Here is an 18,145-nt window from a genome sequence, read left to right on the forward strand (position 1 = left end):
AAATGGCGCGTGGCGATGCATACCGCCGATTTTTTTATCGGCAGCACTTCAGGAAAGATGAGCCCGGAGAACGCGACGCCCAATTAATGGCACTGAGCCATCATTTTACAAGGCGACAGCCTGCAGAACCAGCTTCAGGCCAGCAGGCCAAGGGACTTGGCCTTGGCCACGGCCTGGGTGCGCCGCTCTACCCCCAGCTTGCTGTTGATATGACTGGCGTGGGTCTTGACGGTGTGCAAGGAAATGAACAACCGCTCGCTGATCTGCTGGTTGGAACAACCTTGGGCGATCAGCTCCAGTACGGCGAGCTCCCGGCTGCTGAGGGCTTCAGCATTGCCAGCGCTGGCCAGCGGCAGTTCGGGTAGACGCGCAAGCAATTGGGCCTGGGCATAACCGCCTGCATTCACCAGCAACTGTTCGCGCAGCCAAAGCGGATGCGCCTCGATCAAGCGCTGGAAGGGCTGCAGAATGCCACCTTGAGCCGCCGTCAGCGCCTTGGGCAACAGGGCCGAGGCCTGCGCCTCCAGCCCCTGCTCCAGCAGCAGGGCCATCCACTGGCACAGCGCAAACACCGTCAGCATCATCCCGCCGCTGGCCTGGCCTCGCTCGACCAGGCTCGAAAGGCGCCGCACCGCCTCTTCGCTGCGCGATTGGATACGCTCGAGCAGCGCCTGCTGCAGCTCGATGTGCAGTGGCAGCAAGGGGTGGAATTCCGGGGGCGCCGCCGCATGCTCGCCACCGTAGGTCTGGCCCAGCCGCAGCAACCAGGACTCGGCAAGGTCGGTGCGCCCCTGGGCCAGCCACAATTCACATTTCACCAAGGTGATCATGGCCAGGTAGTAGATCGGCGGCACGTCCCAGATGTGCATCAACCGCTCTGCCTCGGCCAGCTCGGCGAACGCTTCGGCAAACTGGCCTTCGCGGCCATCGAGCGAGGCGATCACGCAGTGCCCGATCAGTACGCTGATATCACGACAGGCGCGCGCTTCGCCGAGCCCCGCCCGCAAACGCGCCCGGCCCTGCGCCGGCTGCAGGTTCGAAGCGAGCAGATATCCTTCATACAGCGTCAACCGCGCGCGCACGGCATAGAGCCGCTGGCCCGACAGCCCTTGCAGACGCTGCAACCCCTGGCGAACTTCATCCAGAGCCCGCAACACTTCGCCACGGGCATGCAGGACACGGGCACGGTCGTAATGAGCAAGCGCCTCGAACAACGGGTTACCGACCCGCTGGGCCAGCTCCAGCGCCTCGCGGTTCCAGCCCCTGGCACGCCAGAAGTCGGAATCGGCGATGGCCAGGTTGGAGAGCGTCGAAAGGCATACCAGGCGCTGGCCATAGCGTTTGTTCGGCAGACTCTGCAACGCCTCGCCGCAGTAAGTCAACGTGCGCTCACGGTCACCACGCCCCCGGGCGATCACACCGCTCAGCGCCAGCCACTGGGCCAGCATGGACTTTTGCGCAGTGGCCGATGGCGCAGGCAGGAAGCGGCTCAGATACCCCGCCAGTTCCTCCGCGGCATCCAGCTGACAGGCCAGCCCCAACGCCCAACTGTACAGCACGATCAGCCGCGGCGTGCTGATCAGCAGGCTGTCCGGCAAGTCCATCTTCCAACGCAGCAACATGCCGACATTCTGTTCGGCCAGCAGTTGTTCTTCCGACAGGCTCTGCACCAGATCGGCAGCCACATCCAGGTGGCCGGCGCGCAGGGCTTGCTCCACCGCTTCATCCAGCAGGCCTTGGGCCTCGAACCAACGACAGGCACGCAAGTGCAGTTGCGCCAGCGGTTCACTGGCCTGGCGACTGCGCAGCAGGTCCGAGAACAGGTGGTGGTAGCGGAACCAGTGGCCGTGCTCGTCCAAAGGCACCAGGAACACCTGGTGAGCCTGCAGGTAACGCAGGATCGTGGCGCTGTCTTGACGCTCGCGCAGGGCATCGCACAGCGAAGCGCAGAATCGCTCCTGGCAGGCGGTGTCGTACAGGAACGTCTGCACATCGGCCGGCAGGATGTCGATCACTTCTTCCAAGAGGTAGTCGCGGATCAGCCCCTCGCCGCCATGCAGGGCCTGGGGTAAGGCATGTTCATCGCCGGACTCGCTGGCCGCCAACTGCCAGAAGCGCAGCCCGGCCACCCAGCCATCGCTGCGCTGGATCAGGTTGTCCAGGGCCTGGCCACGCAGCCCAATGGGTTGCCGGCCAATGACCGCCAGCGATTCATCAGGCGTAAGTCGTAAGTCCTGCTCGTTCAGTTCTACCAGTTGCCGCGACAGGCGCAGGCGCGCCAGGTGCCAGTCTGGTCGTTGACGGCTGGTGATCAGCAACACCAGCCCATTGGGCAAATGATTGAGGAAAAACTGCAAGCACCGGTCGAGTACCGGCCCCTGCGCCAGGTGATAGTCATCCAGCACCAGCAACAACGGGGTGTCGGGTTGCAGGTACAGCGCCAATTCGTCGAGCAGGCCGTCGATCCACTCCTCGAACGCGAACGGCTGATGGCGCTGGCGCATTTTCAGCAGCCCCATGGCCTGGCCACCCAGCGCCGGACAGAACTGCTGGAGGCCTTCGAGCAACCGTTCGAGGAAACGCCCAGGATCAGCATCGCGGCGGCTCAACCCGAGCCAGAGGCTACGCCAGTGATCGGGCAGTGCCTGGCTGAACTCGACGGCCAGGGAGCTCTTGCCGAACCCGGCCGGGGCATTGACCAACAACAAGCGCCCCGCCAACCCTGCATGCAGGCGCTGGCACAAGCGTGGGCGCGGTACATGGCCCTCCGGCAGCGGTGGCCGGAAGAAACGCCCGTCCAGCAGGCCCAAAGCCTGGCTGGCGAATCCATTCATACGGGACAGATCTGTCATGGCCGGCTCGTTCTAGTTGGAAGACTTCGGCAGTACGGATTGCTGCGAGACTAGCGGGTAACTCGGCGTATTTGAAGATGATGGACGCTACAGGCACAAAAAAGACTACGACAAAAAGCAACAGCACCGATGGACAAAGGCTGGAGCGGGGGTTTGCCAGGGTATTCAGCACAATGATGGGGTGCTTATCGCTGGCCAGCCGATGCCCATGTGCAGCGCGACGACCTTGCGGGCGGCGGGGCCTGTGGCAAAAACAGAAACGCCCCGGCAAGCCGGGGCGTTCTGGGAGATAGCAAGGTGTTTTCAGGTTGGGGTTCAGCGTACCCCTGTCTGGCGCAGCGCAGCAGGCTGGAAGTCGGCCTTGCTGGCACTGAAGCCGAAGTCGTAGGCACGTTTTTCCTCGTTCTTCATGCCCAACGCCAGGTAACGGCCCGACTGCAGGTCGTAGATGGCTTCCAGGGTGTACCACGGCACCTGCACGTTGTAGTAGTCCTGGGAGTGGGCTTCGGAGACGCGCCACAGCTGGCCACGGCCGTCGTACTGGTCGATCACCGCCGCCTGCCAGGTGTCTTCGTCGATGTAGAAATCACGCTTGGCGTAGATGTGGCGCTGGCCAGGCTTGAGGGTCGCAACCACATGCCACACTCGGCGCAGCTCGTAACGCGCCAGGTCCTGGTTGATGTGACCGGCCTTGAGGATGTCGGCGTACTTGAGCTTCGGGTCATCGAGCTTGTAGGCGTTGGAGGCGATGAACATCTCCTTCTTGCCTTCGAGCTTCCAGTCGTAGCGGTCGGGTGCGCCGTTGTACATGTCCAGGTTGTCCGAGGTGCGCAGACCGTCGGCCGCGGTACCCGGGCCGTCGTAGGACACTTGCGGTGCCTGGCGAACACGACGCTGGCCGGCGTTGTAGATCCAGGCCTTGCGTGGCTCCTTCACCTGGTCCAGGGTTTCGTGCACCAGCAGTACGGTCCCCGCCAGGCGCGCCGGCGCGGTCACTTCCTGCTTGAAGTAGAACAGGATGTTGCCGGGGTTGTTCGGGTCGTAGTCCTTCATCTTGTCACGGAAGACGAACTGGTCCGCGAAGTACACCAGGCTGTAAGAGCCGTTCTGCTGCGGTGTAGCCTGGGTTACCAGACGGCTCACGCTGCCGCCGCGATAGCGAGTGATGTGGTTCCAGACCACTTCCAGGCCACTTTTCGGAATTGGGAATGGCACAGCGGTCTTGAAGTTGTTCAGACCATTGCCACCTTCGACCAGGGTGGTCTTGGTAGCGTTTTCCTTGATGGCGGCGAACACCTCATCAGGCACGGTGGCCCCGCGGTGGGTCGGGTAGACCGGGATCTTATAGGTGTCGGGGTAGCGCTTGAACATCGCTACCTGGCCGGGAGACAGCTTGTCCTTGTACTGGTCGACGTTCTGCGCGGTGATGGTGAACTTGGGCTTTTCGCTGCCGTACGGGTCCGACAGGAAGCCTTTGCTGTCGACACTGCCGGCAGTCTTGGACAGCGGCTGCCAGGCCGTGATCGAGCCGTCGGCGTTTCCGGCCTTCTCGGCGCCCATTGGGGTCAGGGTACTGCCCAGCTTGGCCGCTTCGTCGGCGGAAACCGCAGCCATGACGCTGGTCGCCAGCAGGGACAGGCCCAGTACCCCGGCTTTCAGCAGACTTTTGGTTGTTTTCATTGTCTGTCTCGTCCTGATTAGAAGTTCATGCCGAAGCTGAGGGCGACGAAGTCGCGATCATCCACGGTGGTGTACTTGCCGTCGAAGAAGTTGGTGTACGACAGGCTGGCGGTGTAGGTGTTCTGGTACTCGGCGTCCAGGCCGAGGCTGACTGCCTTGCGGCCTTCCTCGAAGTTGCCGCCTGGGCCTGGCGAGTAACCGTCGACGTCGTGGGACCACGCCACGCTGGGGCGCAGGTTCACGCCAGCGAAGACGTTGTTGTAGTCCCAGATGGCCCGCACGCGATAACCCCAGGAGTCGGACGTGGTGAAGCCATCGTTTTCACAGTAACGCGACAGGTTGTTCTGCGGACCACCGGCCAGCGTGCTGCCGTTGAGCGCCTGGCAGGTACCATTGGGCAGCGGACCCGGACCGTACACCGGGTCACGCCCGTAGCGCGCCTTGGAGGTGCTTTCCAGGCCACCGACGTGGGTCCAGCCAACCTCGCCCACCATGGTCAGGCGCTCCGCGCCCATGACCTGGTCGAAGAAGTGGGTGAAGGTGGTTTGCAGCTGGGTGATTTCCTTGCGGCGATAGCCTGGCTGGTCGGTGTCGGCCTTCCCTTCCAGGACCGAGGCATTGGGGTTGAGCGGGGTCAGGCCCGAGTAGAGGATATCGGTGGTGTTCAACTGCACCGGTGCGTTCGGCCGGTAGCTGATCTCGCCGCTCCACGCCGTGCCGGTGGGCAAGGTGGTGGAGAAGCTCAGGCCGTACAGGCGGATGTCCTCCGGATACTCCACGTAGTAGCTGGAGTTGCCCGCCACATACAGCGGCATCAGCGCCTGGAGCAGCGCCGGGTTGGTCGCGGCAGCGGCCGGAACGCCCGCAGCGATCAGTGCCCCGGCCAGGTTGCCTGGCTGGTAGAAGCCGGCAGCCGCGCCACGGCCGCTGAAGATCGGCGCACGGCTGTGGTAGTTCATGAAGTAACCACCGAACTCGGTGTTCAGCGGCTCGTACATATAGCGCAGGGCCACACCGAACTGGCCGCTGTCACGGGCGTCACGGTCGGCGTCACGCTTCACGATCACACCCTCGTCAGGCGAGCCCCAGGTCACGCCTTGCCCGGCCAGCGCATTCATGGCCGGGCCGGCGAATGGGCCGATCTGAGCGCCAAGGCGGCTCGCCACGGCATCCTGGGTGGCCAGCACCGCCAGGTTGTTGTTGCAACCATCGGCAATCACGTCGGGCTGGGAGAAGAAGGTGCCGCAGTTGTCGACGACGGTCTGGTCCCACTCCAGTTGGTAGAAGCCTTCCATGGTCAAGTTGTCGGTGACGCTTTGCGACAGGTAGAACATGTTGACCGGGATCAGGCCTTCCTTGATTTCCGCGCCAGGCCGGCGGAACGCCGAGACATCGATTGGGTTGATGGCGTTGATGCCGCCGCCGATGAAGGTACTTTCGCCCCAGCTCACGACCTGCTTGCCGAAACGAACGGTACCCGGCAAGTCACCCAGGCTGTAGTTGTGATAGATGAATGCGTCGAGGATTTCCCCGCCTGCGGACTTTGCACCTTCCTTGCGGTTGGAGTCACTGATGTCCTTGAACTCGCGGTGCTCGTCCTTCAGTTCGAAGTCGTACCAGTACTTGCCACGCACGAATACGCCCGTGTCGCCGTACTTGAGTTCGAGATCGTGAATACCCTTGAAGATCTTCGAGAAGGTCTCGCCCTTCTTGAAGTTCAGGTGGCCATCGTCGGAGGTCTGCGACAGCCCCCGGCCGCCATTGTTGACCCCGATGAGGTTCTTGTTAGGGTTGGCGGTCGACCAGCTGGCGCCAATGGAGAGCGACGAGTCGAACTGGCCTTCGATTTCTCCGATGTTGAAACTGACCGCGAAAGCTGGACTTGCGAGCGTAGAAGCGAGGCTGACGGCCAGGGGCAGCTTGGCCCGGCGCCAGAACAGGTTTGCAGATTTCATCGACGCTACTCCATGTACTTTTTTGTTATGGCAGTGAGTCCTTTCAGAAACGGCCCGTGCGACCGGTATGCAGGCGTTTACCTGCGGCGACACGTGTTGCGCATGTCGCCCTCCCCCATTCCTGAAAAATCCCCTGGCCTCGACTATAGCCAGCAGGCACAGGTGCTTGATCCCTCTAAAGTGTGATTTGCGTTCCGTGCCTGCAACGCGACCCGTGACAGTGATCACGGCGCGCCAGCAGAGCGAAGCATGGCGCATTTTCGCCGTTTGGCAAGGCGCTGCCTCTCTAGCATGCGGGTCGCGACCGTTTGGAGGCGACCCGCGACAGTGTTACAGGGTCGACAGGAACGCACTGTTACTGGCTTGCCACTGAACGATGTCCTGGCGGATACGCTTCTTGTCGAGCTTGCCGACACTGGTCTTGGGAATTTCAGTAACAACGGCGATCTGGCTTGGAATGGCCCACTTGTTGATATGCCCTTCTTCGACGAACGGCTTGAGATGATCCTTGAGTCCCTTGGCATCGATTGCCTGCCCGTCGCGTACCACCAGCAAGGCAAATGGACGCTCGCCCCACTGCGGGTCGGCAACCCCCACTACCGCCACCTCGCGTACCGCCGGATGACGGCTGATCAGGTCCTCGAGGTCCAGCGACGAAATCCACTCGCCGCCAGTCTTGATCACGTCCTTGATGCGGTCGCGGATGTCGATGTAGCCCATGCCATCGAGGGTCGCCACATCACCGGTATGCAGCCAACCGCCCGCCCACAGCTCCTGGCTTTTTTCCGGTTCTTTGAAGTAGCCCATGGTCAGCCACGGCGCGCGCAGCACCAGCTCGCCCTGGGTCTCACCGTCGGCGGGGAGGAAATTGCCGTTGCCATCGACGATAGCGGCCTCCACCAACGGCACCGGCACACCGGCCTTGATCCGGTAGGTGACCCGTTCGTCCTCGCTGCCAGCCTGCAATTCGTCGTTCAGGTGCGCGGCGGAGATCAGCGGGCAGGTTTCGGACATGCCGTAGGCGGCCGTGAGCTGGATGCCACGGGCCAGGGCAGCGTCGTACAGGGAACGGTTGAGCGCGCTGCCGCCAATGATGATTTTCCAACCGCCGAAGTCCTCGCCTTGCGACGACGGACAGTTGAGCAGCATCTGCAAAATGGTCGGTACGCAGTGGGAGAAGGTGACTTTTTCCTCGCGCCACAACTTGACCAGCATGTCCGGTTCGTAACGCCCTGGGTACACCTGCTTCATGCCAAGCATGGTAGCGGCGTAGGGAATACCCCAGGCATGCACATGGAACATCGGTGTGATAGGCATGTACACGTCATTGCTGCCCAGCAGCCGCACGCTGTCGATGCTACCGGTGACCGAGGCTTCGGCCAGGGTGTGCAGCACCAGTTGCCGATGGGTGAAGTAAACCCCTTTGGGGTTACCCGTGGTGCCGGTGGTGTAGAACGTGGTGGCTACCGAGTGCTCGTCGAAGTCAGGGAAGTCGTAATGCGGGCTGGCGGCGGCCAGCAACTGTTCGTATTCGCCCACCAGGTTGGGCAAGTCGGCGGTTTTGTCCGGGCCGTCGGTCAGCAGCAGCGTCTTGTCGACTGTGGTCAGTTGCCCCGCGATAGCTTGGTAGAGGCCGACGAAGTCACTGTTGACCAGCACGAAGCGGTCTTCGGCATGGTTCATGGTGTAGAGGATCTGTTCGGGCGACAGGCGTACGTTGATGGTGTGCACCACTGCCCCGATCATCGGGATGGCGAACATGCATTCCAGGTAGCGGTGGCTGTCCCAGTCCATCACCGCGACAGTGTCGCCGGCCTTGACCCCGGCTTCGCTCAACACGTTCGCCAGCCGGGCGATCCGCTCGTTGAGTTGTGGATACGTCAGCCGCACCTGGTCGCGATAGACGATTTCACGCGTCTTTTCGTAGCGGCTGCCCGACATCAGCAGGCGTTTGATCAGGAGCGGGAAGGCATAGGCGCCCTCGGCGGGCTTGATGATGCGAGTCTGCAGCATGGGTATCCCTTTTCTTGAAAGCGTGTCGGACAACTCTGATACCAACTCTAGTTGGCCAATGTGACGGCTAAATCAGCCAAAGGAATGATTTGGCTCAACCAAGGTATGAGTGGCATTGTTCGGGTGTTGGCCCTTCTCAACCCTCCACCGGAGCTTCCTGATGCCAAGCCCGCGTCGCGCCGTGTTTCTCGACCACCTGTCCCTGGACCTCGGTGACCTCGACCTGTCGCCGTTGCAAAGCCAGTTCGACGAATTCCAGCTGTTCGATTCGACCCGCCCTGACCAGGTAGCCGAACGCTTGCACGGTGCCATCGCAGTCATCAGCAACAAGGTCGTGCTCGACGCCGCGGCCATGGCCGCCAACCCGCAGCTCAGGCTGATCCTGGTGGCCGCGACCGGCACCAACAACGTCGACCTGGCGGCGGCCAGGGCCCAGGGCATTACCGTGTGCAACTGCCAAGGCTACGGCACCCCTTCGGTGGCCCAGCACACCCTTGCCCTGCTGCTGGCCCTGGCCACGCGCCTGTGTGACTACAACCAGGCAGTAGCCGATGGCCGCTGGGCCAAGGCCAGCCAGTTCTGCCTGCTGGACTTCCCGATCGTTGAGCTTGAAGGCAAGACCCTCGGCCTGCTCGGTCACGGTGAACTGGGCGGTGCGGTGGCGCGCCTGGCCGAAGCTTTCGGCATGCGCGTGCTGAGCGGGCAGATCCCCGGTCGCCCGGCGCGGGACGACCGCCTGCCGCTGGACGAGCTGCTCCCGCAAGTCGATGCCCTGACCTTGCATTGCCCGCTGAACGAGCACACCCGGCACATGATCGGCGCCGATCAGCTGGCCCTGCTCAAACCCGGCGCGTTGGTGGTCAATACCGCACGCGGCGGCCTGATCGATGAACAGGCCCTGGCCGACGCCCTGCGCAGCGGTCACCTGGGCGGCGCTGCTACCGACGTGCTGAGCGTCGAGCCACCGGTCAACGGCAACCCGTTGCTGGCCACCGACATTCCCCGCCTGGTCATCACTCCGCACAGCGCCTGGGGCGCGGTGGAGTCACGCCAGCGCATCGTTGGCCAGCTCAGCGAAAACGCCCAGGCCTTTTTCGCCGGCCAGCCACGGCGCGTGGTCAGCTGAGCCGCACGCCGGCCTCTGCTACACTGCGCCACTTTTTTCAGGAGGCGTCGTCCATGGACCCGCGCAGTGAAGTATTGCTCCGCCAGGCGGACCTGTTCCAGGGGCCGCTGCTGATCGCCGGTGCGCCCGCCGACGACTTGCTCGGCCAGTTGCCCAGTGCCCATGGCTGGACCTGGCATGCGGGCGACCAGTCCGTGCTCGACAGCCGCTTCCCGGGGCGCAGCCATTACGCGGTGGAAGCGCCTGAGGTGGCATTCGAGGCGGCGGTGCTGTTCCTGCCCAAGTCCCGCGAGCTGGCCGCCTACTTGCTCAACGCCCTGGCTTCGCGCCTGAAAGGACGCGCGCTGTACCTGGTGGGCGAGAAGCGAGGCGGCATCGAAGGCGCGGCCAAACAGTTACAGGCCTTCGGCAAGCCCCGCAAGCTCGACAGCGCCCGTCATTGCCAGCTGTGGCAAGTGACGGTGGAAAACGCCCCCGAGGCCAAACCGCTGGAAACCCTTGCCGAGCGCTTCGAACTGGACCTGGAGGATGGCCCCCTGCAGGTGGTCAGCCTGCCGGGTGTGTTCAGCCATGGCCGACTCGACCGTGGCACCGCCCTGTTACTCAAGCACTTGGACGACCTGCCTGTGGGCCATGTGCTGGACTTCGGCTGTGGCGCCGGTGTGCTGGGGGCCACGGTCAAGCGACGCTACCCGCAAAGCAGCGTGACCTTGCTTGACGTCGATGCCTTCGCAGTGGCCGCCAGTCGCCTGACCCTGGCCGCCAACGGCCTGGAAGGTGAAGTGATCAGCGGTGACGGGATCGACGCAGCGCCCCGCGACCTGAGCTTGATCCTGAGCAACCCACCGTTCCACACCGGCGTCCATACCAATTACCAGGCATCGGAAAACCTGTTGAAAAAATCAGGCGAACACCTGCGAAAAGGCGGCGAAATCCGCCTTGTGGCCAACAGTTTCCTGCGCTATCAGCCGCTGATCGAAGCGGCCTTGGGCCAGTGTCACACGCTCGCCGAGGCGGATGGGTTCCGGATCTACAAAGCGACCCGCTGATAAAAACAGGGCTTGCCGAAACCGTTTCGACTAGGCAGAATCCGCACCGTCCTAGGGGAGTAGTCTCCCGCGAGCGCCCTGCTCGCCCGGTACGCGTCAACACACTTGGCCCACAGGCCATGGCGCGTGCGACCCATGATCTGCGCAGACAGGTCCAGGGTTTGACAAGACCTATGACACGCACACCTTACCCGGGGCGGGGAGGTCGTACGTGTCATAGCCGTGTCGACCCGCCCCCGTAGGAAACCTGATGCTGGAATCTTTGCTCGTACCCACCGCAATCGTTGCCCTGGCCGAAATCGGCGACAAGACGCAACTGCTCGCACTCATCCTCGCTGCACGCTTTCGCAAGCCCTGGCCAATCATCGCCGGCATCATTGCAGCCACGCTGGCCAACCATGCCGCTGCCGGCGCGGTAGGCGCCTGGGTCAGCGGGTTCTTCAGCGAGACGACGCTGCACTGGATTCTGGCCGCGAGCTTTGCCGCCACGGCGCTGTGGACCCTGGTACCGGACAAGATGGATGACGACGAGAATCCGGCCCGCCGTTTCGGGCCGTTCCTGACCACGCTGATCGCCTTCTTCCTCGCCGAAATCGGTGACAAGACACAGGTAGCCACCGTAATGCTGGCCGCTCAATATCCGCACCTGATCATGGTCATCATCGGCACCACCCTGGGCATGCTGATTGCCAACGTGCCGGTGGTACTGGCGGGTAACTTCGCGGCGGAGAAACTGCCGTTGGCGCTGATTCGTCGCCTGGCAGCTGCTGCGTTCTTCGTGCTGGCGATCGTCGCCGTCTACTCGGCGATGAAGGCCAGTGGCTGGGTGGGGTAAGGCAGTGCCCTGGGGCCGCGTTGCGGCCCCAGGCAACCTTACTTCTTGGCAGCTTCGTACAGCGGCATCACCTTCGGAATGGCCGCCTGCAACGAAGCGATCCGACTGCTGGACGCCGGGTGGGTGCTCATGAACTCGGGCGGTGCGCCTTCGGACGCCTTGCTCATCTTGTTCCACAGGGTGATCGCGGCATTCGGGTCGTAGCCGGCACGTGCCGAAAGCTCCAGGCCAATCAGGTCGGCCTCGTTCTCGTTGGCACGGCTGTTGGGCAACGTCATGGCGTAGTTCACCACGGTGTCGGCCAAGGCCATGCCGCTCTGGCCGAGGCCGAACAGCGCGCCAGCACCCTGGCGGGCCATCTCGACCCCATAGGCCTTGGACATCGCTTCGCGGCTGTGCTCGCGCAGGGCGTGGGCGATTTCGTGGCCGACGACCGCGGCAATCTCGGCGTCGGTGAGCTTGAGCTTATCGATCAGGCCGGTGTAGACGATGATCTTACCGCCTGGGCCGCAGTTGGCGTTGAGCTCATCGCTCTTGATGACATTGACTTCCCATTTCCACTGCGCGGCATCCGGGCGGAAGATCGGCGCCTGGGCAATCAGACGGTCTGCGATGGCGCGAACCCGCTTGGCATCGCTGCTGGACTTGTCCAGCACACCCTTGCTCGAAGCCTCACCCAACGTTTGCTGGTAAGACTGCGCGTACATCTGATTGACCTCATCGGTCGAAAGCATACTGAACATGTACTGCTGGCGCTCGACACCGACGGCACCGCCGCTGGTGGTGTTCACCGCCTGGCAGCCAGCCAGCAGGATGCCAGCACTCAACAGGCTGACAACGAATGACTTACGCATGAAAACACTCCCTTTTTACATGCGGCGTATCCTAGGACGAGTCCCCTGCCCCTTGCCATAGCCGCAGGTAAGATTTATGCCGGGGTCAGACACTCGGGCGCATCCAGCTTCGGGTCGTTGACGAAATTGGCCAACGCCCGCTCGCGCAGGGTAACGGTCGGCAAAGCCAGCAACTCGTGCAACCGCAGCACCGGCGTTTCCGGATCCAGCCACGCCGCCTGCGCTGCCTCGTCGAGAATCAGCGGCCGGCGCTGGTTCATCGCTGCCTGGGTCACCACCGCGCAACTGAGCCACACCTGGTCCTGCACTGGATACGCCTCCCAGATCGCGGCGAAGTACAGCGAAGAACCTTCTGCCGGCGTCAGCCAATACGGGCGCTTGCGCACCGAACCGCGCCACTCGTAGAAACCATTGGCAGGCATCAGGCACCGGCGCTGACGAAAGGCCTCACGGAACATCGGCTGTTCGGCGAGGGTTTCGGCGCGGGCATGGGCAGGCGTGCGGGAAAGGTCGGTAAGCCAGGCTGGGGTCAGCCCCCAGCGTGCCTTGTCCAGTTGCTGCCGACCGTCGAGCTGTCGCTGGATCAGCACCGAGTGGCCGGGGGAGATATTCCATTGCGCCGGCTGGCCGGCAGGGAAGCCCGGCAGGCTGGCAAGCGCCTGGGGCCAGCGAAACAGGGCATAACGTCCACACATGGGCGAATTCTGAACCTAGCAGATCAAGGTACCGGGAAAACTCTCCGGTTCGTCGCCGGCAAGCGGCTGGGCATCATTGTACGCTTCGATCAGATGCCGTGCGTAACCGGCCTGCTCATCCGGCACGGCAATGCCGAGCAGGCCGTATACCGGCAACTCGCCTACACCACCCACGAGGTCGCGCCCAATCAGGTGCACCTCGATGCCTTCGCTGGTCAGCATGCCCAACAGCATCTGCGCCTCCAGCAGGTTTTCCGGATCGTAGATTCTCTGCATCAGGCATCATCCTCGCGTCTGACGTCGAGCATCCATTCGTCACCGTGCACCTGCAGAATGAACACGACAGGCTGGCAACACACCTGGCAATCCTCGGTGTAGACCTGATCGCCACCGGACAGGTCGACTGTGGTTTCCACCCGTTCACCACAATAAGGACAATCGTAGAAGTCGGTTTCCAGCATCGCGGCCTCCGCAGTGACTTATGCGTATAATTGCCGGTCTGTTTACAGGGCCTGTGAGTGTCCGAGCCGTTTTTCGGACCCCATCCCTACTTTATTACCCTAGCCGTTTCCAACAAGAGAGCATGATGGGCGAATTCGATGCCATCCGACCGTACGACGACGCTGAGGTCCCTGCCGTTCTGGCACGCCTGCTCAGCGACCCGGCATTCCTCGATATCCTCACCCACTTCCGCTTCCCGCGTGCAGCGGGCCCGCTCGGCTGGCTGCTCAAGCCGCTGATCGCCCGCCGCCTGCGCAAGGAGTTCGCGGGCGTCACGTGCGTCGCGACCTTGCAGGACAAGGTCGAGTACTACGTCGACCACACCATCGAACGCGCCACCGACGGCGTGACCTATTCCGGCGTAGAGCAACTCAAGTCCGGTGCGGCCTACCTGTTCCTGGCCAACCACCGCGACATCGTCATGGACCCGGCCTTCGTCAACTACGCGGTGTACCATGCCGGCCTGCCGACCCCGCGCATCGCCATTGGCGACAACCTGCTGCAAAAGCCCTTCGTCAGCGACATGATGCGCCTGAACAAGAGCTTCATCGTGCACCGTTCGCTGACCGGTCGCCGCGAAAAGCTGGCCGCCTACCAACTGCTCTCGGCCTATATCAACCACTCGATTCGTAATGACTGCGTATCGATCTGGATCGCCCAGGCCGAAGGCCGCGCCAAGGACGGTGACGATCGCACCGATTCGGCGATCCTCAAGATGTTCCACATGAGCCGCAAGGACGAGCCGTTCGGCGCAGTGATCCAGGGCCTGAACCTGATTCCGGTCTCGATCAGCTACGAGTACGACCCGTGCGACCAGGCCAAGGCGCGCGAGCTGTACATCCGCGCCACCACCGGCACCTACAAGAAGGCGCCTGGCGAAGATGACAACAGCATCGCCAAGGGCATCACTGGCTACAAAGGCCGGGTGCACATCAACTTCGCCCCGCCAGTGACCGAGTATTACGAAGACACCAAGCAGTTGGCGCAGGAAATCGACCGGCAGATCCTCGGCGGCTACCGGTTGTTCCCGGTGCACTACCTGGCCTACGCGATGTGGGCAGAGAAGGATGAAGCGCTGCACGTGCCGAGCGCCGAGACCCTGTTCCCGGCAGACGAACTGGCCCGAGCCAAGGAAGAATGGCAGCGCCGGCTGGAGGCATGCCCTGAAGAGCAGCGACCGTACCTGATATTGCAGTATGCGACGCCAGTACGTAACCAGTATCAGGTCAAGCAGCAGGCGCCCGTGGCCTGATCGGCCGAACCCCATCGCCGGCGTGCCGGCGATGGCTCAGATCCAGGTGCTGAACCAGGACAGCAGCAGTGCCATGGCCAGGCAGGAAAAGCCCAGGATGTAGTAGTAGCGCGGCACGCGCAGGTCGAAAGCCTCCACCACGCCTTCGTCCATCGCCAGGCTTTCGCGGGTTACGGCTTCGCGCCGCCGGGCGCTGTGCAGCAACAATCCGCCCGGGCACGTCATCAACAGTGCCAGCAGATTGATCAGCTTGGTCGGGTGGGCAACCAGGAAGCCCCAGAGCACTTGCAACGACATCACGCAACCTCGGTTAGAACGACAGCGAAGGCCGGCATTCTACCCAACTCCGCTTGCACCGCCCGGCCCAGGCGACAAAGTGTCATGCGATTTCATGTCGAGGCCGTTTGAAACGTGTCGACCCCATCCCCGGCGAGCCGGCGATGGGGCCGATCGAGCCGAAGGTTACTCGCCCAGGACCTGGCCGATGGTCGGGTCCTTGAACAGGCGCGTGAGGGCATCGCTCAGCACGTCACCGACCAGCTTGGTGTTGGTTTCCTGATTCGGCGCCATGCCGAAACGCTGGTCCAGCGATGCACCGTAGCGGCCGCTGTAGCGACGGTTGGCATTGGACACGTCGGCACGGAAGGTGGCACCGATGGTAGCCTCCGTCACATACAGGTTGTCCTTGGGCGACTGGTATTTCAGCTCGGCCAGGGTCACGGTCAGTTGCGGTGCGTTGTAGGCGTTGGGGGTCGGGGTGAAGCCAAGCAGGCGCACGGCTGCTTCTGCCTGGGCTTGCAGCTTGGGCACGATGTCGTTGCCACTGACGCTGATGGTGCTGGTTTCAGGGTACATGCCACCGCGAGTACCCAGCGATTGCGAAGCCCGCCCATCGACGACCTTGACCACCACGGGCTGGCCATGACCGACCGGCGCGAGCTGGGCAGTGAGTTTGGGTTGCGGGCTGAGTTGTTGCGGGCTGTGGGCACAACCGACCAGGCTGAGGCTGGCCACGGCAATCAAACCGAACAACAGACGTTGCAACATGCGCGTTTCTCCAGAAAATGCGGCAAAGGCCCCCAGTATACTCAGCCAGGCCCTGACCAGTCATCGGCCTGCCCCGTCGTAAAGCCACTCTGGCACCCGACCAAAGCCGGGATTTGCACCCGCGCAAGCCCCCGATGGCACCCACGCACCGCATTTCCCAGACAAACGCTGCAATAAAAACTACGAATTACGACCTTTCTGCCCGCGACATCGTTATAATCTCCCCCCGATTATAAGGACGTCTCCTGATCGGGCCCCGCATTCGCCGATTGACCCCGGCACCTTCAACGCTTCGCCCACAGAGAGCCTTCCACTCAGGTCTTGCATCGGCTGTCGTGCCTGCTTTTCCGGCCCTTCGCACTGCATGAACCTGTGGGTTGCCATCGCGCAGTCCCCTTTTGAGGTTCACGTCTCCAAAAGAGCGTGAAAAAACGGTTTTTCACAACTTCACGAGAGTGTGGCGAGCAAATGAACAGTCTGGCATGTGTAAAAGCGGCAGATGTGTCCCGAACAGCCCTGAACAGGCGGCTAACGCGTTCATCCCGGATGGATGTCTGAGGTCGTTCCATAACGCACGCACGACACCTTGACCATTAGTCGAATTGCCGCACCTGTGGCAAGCGGCGTTCAATAGCCGAACCCGAAGACTGATTGGCGGTGTCCGCGGAAGTTGCAAGAACTGCGAAAAGTCGGACATGGCGATCCTGGCGACCCTGGGGTCCTATGCTGTCAATTAGGTAGCTGTAGATTGTGGAGACGCGTTAAATGGCGCAGAACGAATCGGTTGATGTGGTACTGGTAGGCGCGGGCATCATGAGTGCCACCTTGGCCGTACTGCTCAAGGAGCTTGACCCGACCCTGAAGCTTGAGGTCGTCGAGGCGATGGACTCCGGAGCCGCGGAAAGCTCCAACCCCTGGAACAACGCAGGTACCGGCCATGCCGGGCTGTGCGAGCTGAACTACACGCCCCAGGCCGCCGATGGCAGCATCGACATCAAGAAGGCCGTGCACATCAACACCCAGTTCGAGGTTTCGCGCCAGTTCTGGGCCTACCTGAGCAAAAAAGGCAGCTTCGGCTCGCCGCGCGCCTTCATCAACCCGGTGCCGCACCTGAGCTACGTCGAAGGTGACAAGGGTATCTCCTTCCTCAAGAAGCGCTTCGAGCTGCTCAAGCAGCACCATGCCTTCGCCGAGATGGAGTACACCGAAGACAAGGAAGTGATGAAAGAGTGGATGCCGCTGATGATGCCGGGCCGTCCGGCCGACCAGCGCATCGCCGCCACTCGCGTGCTCAAGGGCACCGACGTCAACTTCGGCGCCCTGACCAACAAGCTGCTCAAGCTGCTGAGCACCAGCCAGGACGCCCAGGTCAAGTACAGCAAGAAAGTCGTCGGCCTGCGCCGTAACGGCAGCGGCTGGACCGTCAGCATCAAGGACGTCAACAGCGGCGGCAGCCGTGAAGTGGACGCCCGTTTCGTCTTCCTCGGCGCCGGTGGCGCGGCCCTGCCGCTGCTGCAAATGTCCGGCATTCCGGAAAGCAAAGGTTTCGGCGGTTTCCCGGTGAGCGGCCAGTGGTTGCGCTGCGACAACCCGGAAATCGTCAAGCAACACCAGGCCAAGGTCTACAGCCAGGCCGCGGTTGGCGCGCCGCCCATGTCGGTACCGCACCTGGATACCCGTGTGGTAGATGGCAAGAAATCGCTGCTGTTCGGGCCGTACGCCGGCTTCACCACCAAGTTCCTCAAGCACGGCTCGCTCATGGACCTGCCGCTGTCTGTACGCATGGGCAACATCGGCCCGATGCTGGCGGTCGCGCGCGACAACATGGACCTGACCAAGTACCTGGTCAGCGAAGTGATGCAGTCGATGGAGCAACGCCTGGAATCCCTGCGTCGCTTCTACCCGCAGGCCAAAGCGGAGGACTGGCGCCTGGAAGTGGCCGGTCAGCGCGTGCAGATCATCAAGAAGGACCCGAAGAAAGGCGGCATCCTGCAGTTCGGTACCGAGCTGGTCTCGGCCCAGGACGGCAGCCTCGCAGCCTTGCTGGGTGCATCGCCAGGTGCTTCGGTGACCGTGTCGATCATGCTCGAACTGATCGAGCGCTGCTTCCCCGAGCAGGCCAAGGGCGCCTGGGCTGCCAAGCTCAAGGAGATCTTCCCGGCTCGCGAGAAGACCCTGGCCAACGATGCCGCGCTGTACCACAAGATCAGTGCCGACAACGATGCGGCCCTGGATCTGGTCGAAAGCAGCCCGGCCAAGCACTACGCCTGATCTGGCTGAAACGAA

General features: G+C 62.6%; 15 protein-coding genes and 1 riboswitch. Of the genes, 5 read left to right on the forward strand and 10 right to left on the reverse strand.

Translation table 11 applies throughout. From position 1 onward, the window contains the following. Positions 1–134: 134 nt before the first annotated feature. The 4 genes from P3R38_RS20880 to P3R38_RS20895 form a co-directional block, all read right to left on the reverse strand. Entirely contained in the window at positions 135–2,852 is a 2,718-nt protein-coding gene (locus P3R38_RS20880) for a LuxR C-terminal-related transcriptional regulator (protein WP_023382321.1), read from the reverse strand. Positions 2,853–3,167: 315 nt separating this feature from the next. Next, entirely contained in the window at positions 3,168–4,532 is a 1,365-nt protein-coding gene (locus P3R38_RS20885) for a DUF1329 domain-containing protein (protein ID WP_027907455.1), read from the reverse strand. Positions 4,533–4,549: 17 nt separating this feature from the next. After that, positions 4,550–6,487 (reverse strand): DUF1302 domain-containing protein, encoded by a 1,938-nt coding sequence (locus P3R38_RS20890; RefSeq protein ID WP_023382323.1) that lies wholly within the window; start codon positions 6,485–6,487, stop codon positions 4,550–4,552. Positions 6,488–6,817: 330 nt separating this feature from the next. Beyond that, positions 6,818–8,500, reverse strand: coding sequence for a fatty acid--CoA ligase (locus P3R38_RS20895; RefSeq protein ID WP_023382324.1), 1,683 nt, complete (start codon positions 8,498–8,500; stop codon positions 6,818–6,820). Between the two features lie 160 nt (positions 8,501–8,660). On the opposite strand from P3R38_RS20895, the gene P3R38_RS20900 reads away from it, so the two are divergent. The 3 genes from P3R38_RS20900 to P3R38_RS20910 all read left to right on the forward strand — a co-directional run bounded on the left by P3R38_RS20900 (position 8,661) and on the right by P3R38_RS20910 (position 11,510). After that, positions 8,661–9,626 carry a 2-hydroxyacid dehydrogenase gene (locus P3R38_RS20900; RefSeq protein ID WP_023382325.1) on the forward strand — a complete coding sequence of 322 codons (966 nt, stop codon included), beginning with the start codon at positions 8,661–8,663 and terminating at the stop codon, positions 9,624–9,626. A gap of 53 nt (positions 9,627–9,679) precedes the next feature. Further along, entirely contained in the window at positions 9,680–10,675 is a 996-nt protein-coding gene (locus P3R38_RS20905) for a class I SAM-dependent methyltransferase (RefSeq protein WP_277686566.1), read from the forward strand. A 42-nt stretch (positions 10,676–10,717) separates the two neighbouring features. Continuing rightward, positions 10,718–10,837, forward strand: a riboswitch (yybP-ykoY riboswitch). Between the two features lie 91 nt (positions 10,838–10,928). Further along, positions 10,929–11,510 (forward strand): TMEM165/GDT1 family protein, encoded by a 582-nt coding sequence (locus tag P3R38_RS20910; protein WP_177325268.1) that lies wholly within the window; start codon positions 10,929–10,931, stop codon positions 11,508–11,510. Positions 11,511–11,548: 38 nt separating this feature from the next. Here P3R38_RS20910 and P3R38_RS20915 read toward each other — a convergent pair whose 3' ends face one another. The 4 genes from P3R38_RS20915 to P3R38_RS20930 all read right to left on the reverse strand — a co-directional run bounded on the left by P3R38_RS20915 (position 11,549) and on the right by P3R38_RS20930 (position 13,520). After that, positions 11,549–12,364 (reverse strand): M48 family metallopeptidase, encoded by an 816-nt coding sequence (locus P3R38_RS20915; protein ID WP_023382328.1) that lies wholly within the window; start codon positions 12,362–12,364, stop codon positions 11,549–11,551. 74 nt (positions 12,365–12,438) lie between these two features. Next, positions 12,439–13,059 (reverse strand): SOS response-associated peptidase, encoded by a 621-nt coding sequence (locus P3R38_RS20920; RefSeq protein ID WP_277686567.1) that lies wholly within the window; start codon positions 13,057–13,059, stop codon positions 12,439–12,441. Positions 13,060–13,074: 15 nt separating this feature from the next. Beyond that, the gene (locus tag P3R38_RS20925; protein WP_023382330.1) at positions 13,075–13,335 is read right to left on the reverse strand and encodes a DUF2007 domain-containing protein; all 261 of its coding nucleotides are present in this window, start codon (positions 13,333–13,335) and stop codon (positions 13,075–13,077) included. After that, entirely contained in the window at positions 13,335–13,520 is a 186-nt protein-coding gene (locus P3R38_RS20930) for a CPXCG motif-containing cysteine-rich protein (protein WP_023382331.1), read from the reverse strand. Before P3R38_RS20930 ends, P3R38_RS20925 begins: the two co-directional genes overlap by 1 nt. 122 nt (positions 13,521–13,642) lie before the next feature. Here P3R38_RS20930 and P3R38_RS20935 point away from each other — a divergent pair, with 122 nt between their 5' ends. Further along, entirely contained in the window at positions 13,643–14,812 is a 1,170-nt protein-coding gene (locus P3R38_RS20935; RefSeq protein ID WP_277686568.1) for a 1-acyl-sn-glycerol-3-phosphate acyltransferase, read from the forward strand. A gap of 36 nt (positions 14,813–14,848) precedes the next feature. On the opposite strand, the gene P3R38_RS20940 is transcribed toward P3R38_RS20935, so the two are convergent. After that, positions 14,849–15,109, reverse strand: a complete 261-nt coding sequence (locus P3R38_RS20940) for a hypothetical protein (protein ID WP_023382333.1) — start codon at positions 15,107–15,109, stop codon at positions 14,849–14,851. A 165-nt stretch (positions 15,110–15,274) separates the two neighbouring features. Then, a complete protein-coding gene (locus P3R38_RS20945; RefSeq protein WP_023382334.1) occupies positions 15,275–15,859 on the reverse strand; it encodes a YajG family lipoprotein in 585 nt (194 codons plus the stop codon). Between the two features lie 765 nt (positions 15,860–16,624). Here P3R38_RS20945 and mqo point away from each other — a divergent pair. Beyond that, on the forward strand, positions 16,625–18,130 hold the full coding sequence (mqo, locus tag P3R38_RS20950; protein WP_023382335.1) for a malate dehydrogenase (quinone): 1,506 nt from the start codon (positions 16,625–16,627) through the stop codon (positions 18,128–18,130). Positions 18,131–18,145: the final 15 nt, after the last annotated feature.

It is taken from the genome of Pseudomonas sp. NyZ480 (assembly GCF_029537255.1).
Classification (GTDB): domain Bacteria; phylum Pseudomonadota; class Gammaproteobacteria; order Pseudomonadales; family Pseudomonadaceae; genus Aquipseudomonas; species Aquipseudomonas taiwanensis.